General features: G+C 67.7%; 3 protein-coding genes. 2 read left to right on the top strand and 1 reads right to left on the bottom strand.

What is annotated here, in order from left to right; all coding sequences use genetic code 11:
- Positions 1 to 1,900 (top strand): hypothetical protein (locus tag ACFU99_RS37330; protein WP_384401221.1); only part of this gene is annotated, 1,900 nt, incomplete at its 5' end.
- A gap of 223 nt (positions 1,901 to 2,123) precedes the next feature.
- Positions 2,124 to 2,528, top strand: coding sequence for a hypothetical protein (locus tag ACFU99_RS37325; RefSeq protein WP_384401218.1), 405 nt, complete (start codon positions 2,124 to 2,126; stop codon positions 2,526 to 2,528).
- Positions 2,529 to 2,602: 74 nt separating this feature from the next.
- Here the strand turns inward: ACFU99_RS37325 and ACFU99_RS37320 are convergent.
- The coding region (locus tag ACFU99_RS37320) for a DUF885 domain-containing protein (protein WP_384401215.1) at positions 2,603 to 3,638 on the bottom strand (1,036 nt) is incomplete at its 5' end.

Below are 3,638 nucleotides of genomic sequence, written 5' to 3'. Positions count from 1 at the left end.
GGGCGGCGCCACCAAGAACAACGTGAGCACAGCCTATCTTGGCGAGCGGTTTATGCGGCACCCGCTGACGAAACGCAACCTGAAGGAACTGGGCATCGCGGGCAAGGTCGATGCCATCCTGGAGCGGGACCGGGACAAACTGAAGAGGAAGGCCGAGAAGAAGTCGGCAAGTGGAACAGACCGGTACGTCTCCCCCACCGGGTTTTCTTTGAACAAGGAGCGATTCGGCCAATTCCCTCCCGGGGAGGCCGCGGCCCACGAGCGCGGGTGGCGCGCCTATATGACGGTGGGGGTCCCCCTTGTCGAAGAGCGCGGCGATATCGTACAGCCCCCTCCCGATGTGATCTCCAAGCAGACATACATCAATCGGACCGACCCCGTTCCCACTAAATGGTCGCACACGGTCGAATTCTCGATTTCGAACACCATCAGCTGGTCACTCCAAGGGCAGGTACAGCTCACTTTCGGGGCGAAGGTCAGCGCGTCGCTGCAAGAGCAGCTACAGGCGAGCATCGCGAAGAACCAGTCCGAGAAGATCACCCTCAAGAACAGCAGCAACAATCAGGGCGTCGACACGGAATCCCAAAAGCAGACGACAAATACCAGCACAGTCACAGGCACCGCCACGGGCACCGGGGAATTGTCGGCGCAGCTGATGCTCGGGATCACTGCTTCTGTCAGCGGTTCGTTGACCACTTCGTTCAAGACGTCGTCCACGCTGAGCGGGGACGTCGCCAGCCGGGTGGACGTCCTGGCCACGCAGCGACGTCAGGTGCGGAGGTTCGACTACGAGTACCCCGTCTCCTTCGGCGGGTGGGTCGCCCTGTATTACCCCGAGCCGGTAGAGGTCAAGGAAACCCGTCCGGACGGCCCGCAGGCGAAGGAGCCGCAATACTCCAGGGTGATCGCCTGGAAGCTCGGCGAGACCGGCACGGCCACGGAGACCTTCGACCTGACCGACGAGGGCAGGCCGTTCCTACAGAAGGGGGAAGCCGAGGTCGTATCCACCCTCGCCGGGGTGCACGAGGTCTTCGAACTCGAAACGCTCAATTTCGACAAGAAAGATCACCCTCTGTACAAGGGCGGCATCGGAGAGCCGGAGCGCCCGAGAAAGCCCCCCGTCGAGGTCGCCACCGGTTTGGGGTCGGCCGATGGCCTGGCACTGGACCTGACGAACCAGAAAGCGTACGTCGCCGACCGGGGCGGCAAGCTGTACCAGGTCGATCTCGCCAACGGCCGCAAGGACTGGGTCCTGGAGAACCTGGGACAGGTCAACGATGTGGCGCTGGACCTACCGGGCAACACGGCCTATGTCACCGACTGGAGCGGCAAGCGCCTGTTCACGGTGAACCTGTCCGACCATTCCGCCCCGCCGGTACCGGTCGCCCAGGGAATGTACGCGTACGGCGTCGCGCTGGACCTGCCGGGAAAGAAGGCCTACGTCGCCGACGTCGAGTCCGGAAAGCTGATCGAGTTCGATCTGACCAGCACCCCGGCGGTGCAGCAACGCACCTGGGACGTGCCGAGGGCCGCCGGGGTAGCGCTCCACGGGGGCAAGGCGTACGTCGGGCAGTACGACCGGGGCGGCCTGTACGAGGTCGATCTGAACACCGATGGCGGCACTCCGCCGCCCATAGCCACCAACCTCGGGTACAGCATCCGTGTCGCGCTGGACGGCGCGGTCAACGCATACGTCTCCGACCGGGGCGGCACCAAACTGCGTGAGGTCGGCGTGGCCGACGGCGAGGCCAAGGGCCTCCAGCGCGTGGTGGCCGACGGTCTCGGCAATGTGTGCGGCGTCGGGCTCGACCGAGCCAACGGCCTGATCTACGTCAGCAACCAGCAGGGCAAACTGTTGCGTCTCTCCGGCGTGCTCCCCGACGCCCCGGGGAAGTCCTGAGACGTCTCCGAGGGTTCGACCGTGTGATGCCTGGGGGTTGTCGTGGCAGAGCGGCATCTGAAAGCGCTGTTCGCCTCGAACGACCGCGGAACTCGCCGCAGTTGAGGCGTTCACCAACCGCGGGGCCCAGTGGCAGGCGGTCACCGACGCGCTCACCGAGCACCTGCACCACATCGGTGGGGCGGCCTTCGACGTCCAGGAACTCGAAGCCCCCCGCCGCAACGTGCTCACCTTCTACCGGGTCGGCAGCATCGGCAAGGGCGCTCTGTCCCGCAAGCTCGAAGCCGCCCTGACAGCCGACGACGAGCACCGGCCCGCCCAGTGTGGCCGGCCGACTTGGCCCGCGCACCCCCGGCTTCTGCCCGTACGCATCGACCTCGGCCGCACCACCGACTCCCGTACGGGCATGCAGCGCGTCGCCGACGGTGACGGCCGCCTCGCCTGCAATGCGCGTCGGGGCCTGGCCCACCTCGCCCGCCTCGTCGGCGACTTTCCCACCGCCCTCGTCTCCCCTGCCCGTCGAGCCGTCCCGCCCGAGGCCGCGATGGCTCGACGGCGAACAGCCCACCCGCGACCGCTGGCGCGCCCTGGTCACCGCACAGCGCGCATACCTGCATTGAAACCGTAGGTCAGACGAGGCGCTTGGCGATGAGAGCCCGCAACCCGATCCCCTGGGTGATCAGCCCGAACGGTCGGTCCCCTTCAGCGGGCCTCCGATTGTGCGCTTCGTCCCGGCCTGGCGCTGCCCAGGAGTTCCCGCAACGTGTCCAGGCCGGCGGGGCCGCTGCGGAGGGCGTGCATGTGGAAGGTCTTGAGGTCGAACGCGCTGCCGTGGCCGGCTTTAAGGTCGTCGCGGATGGACAACCACAGCCGCTCCCCGAGCTTGTACGAGGGGGCCTGGCCCGGCCAGCCGAGGTAGCGGTCGATCTCGTCGATCGCGCGGGCGTTGTCGAGGAGCACGCGGGTGCGGAGGAATTCCCGGCCCAGCTCCGGGGTCCAGCGCTGCCCCTCGTGGAATCCGGCGCCGGCCGGAATCTTCAGTTCCAGGTGCATGCCGATGTCGAGGACCACCCGGGCCGCGCGGAGGATGTTCTTGTTGAGCATGCCGAGCAGGTATCCGTCATCGAGGCGGCCGAACTCCCGCATCAGGCGCTCGGCGTAGAGCGCCCAGCCCTCGCCGTGTCCGTCGATGAAGCACAGCAGCCGCTGGAAGCGGTTGAGCGTCGGCGTCGCCACGGCCGTGCCGATCTGGAGGTGATGGCCCGGCACGCCCTCGTGGTAGACGGTGCTGGCCTCGCGCCATGTCGGGATCTGGGACTTGTCGGCGGGCAGGGACCACCACATCGTGCCCGGCCGGCTGAAGTCGTCGGCGGGGTTGGAGTAGTAGGCGCCCAGTCCGCCGCCCGGCGGGGCGATGCGGCAGTCGAGCGTCATCAGCTCGTCCGGGATGTCGAAGTGACTGCCGCGCAGGTCGGACAGGGCGCGGTCGGACAGTGCCTGCATCCAGTCCCGGAATTCGGCCTGGCCGCCGACTACGTACCGGGCGTCGGCGTCGAGCGCCTCGGCGGCCCCGGCGGGGCCGGCGCCCGGCGCGATCCGGTCGGCGACCTCGGCCAGCTCCGCCTCGATCCGGGCGAATTCGGCCCATCCCCAGGCGTAGACCTCGCGCGGGTCCAGTTCGGCGCCGGTGAACTTGCGGGACCACAGCCCGTAGAGCTCCGCTCCGACCGCGTCCCGT

It is taken from the genome of Streptomyces sp. NPDC057654 (assembly GCF_042800135.1).
GTDB lineage: Bacteria > Actinomycetota > Actinomycetes > Streptomycetales > Streptomycetaceae > Streptomyces.
Note: the sequence above shows the minus strand (reverse complement) of the source record. Positions and strands in the feature narration are given on the sequence as shown.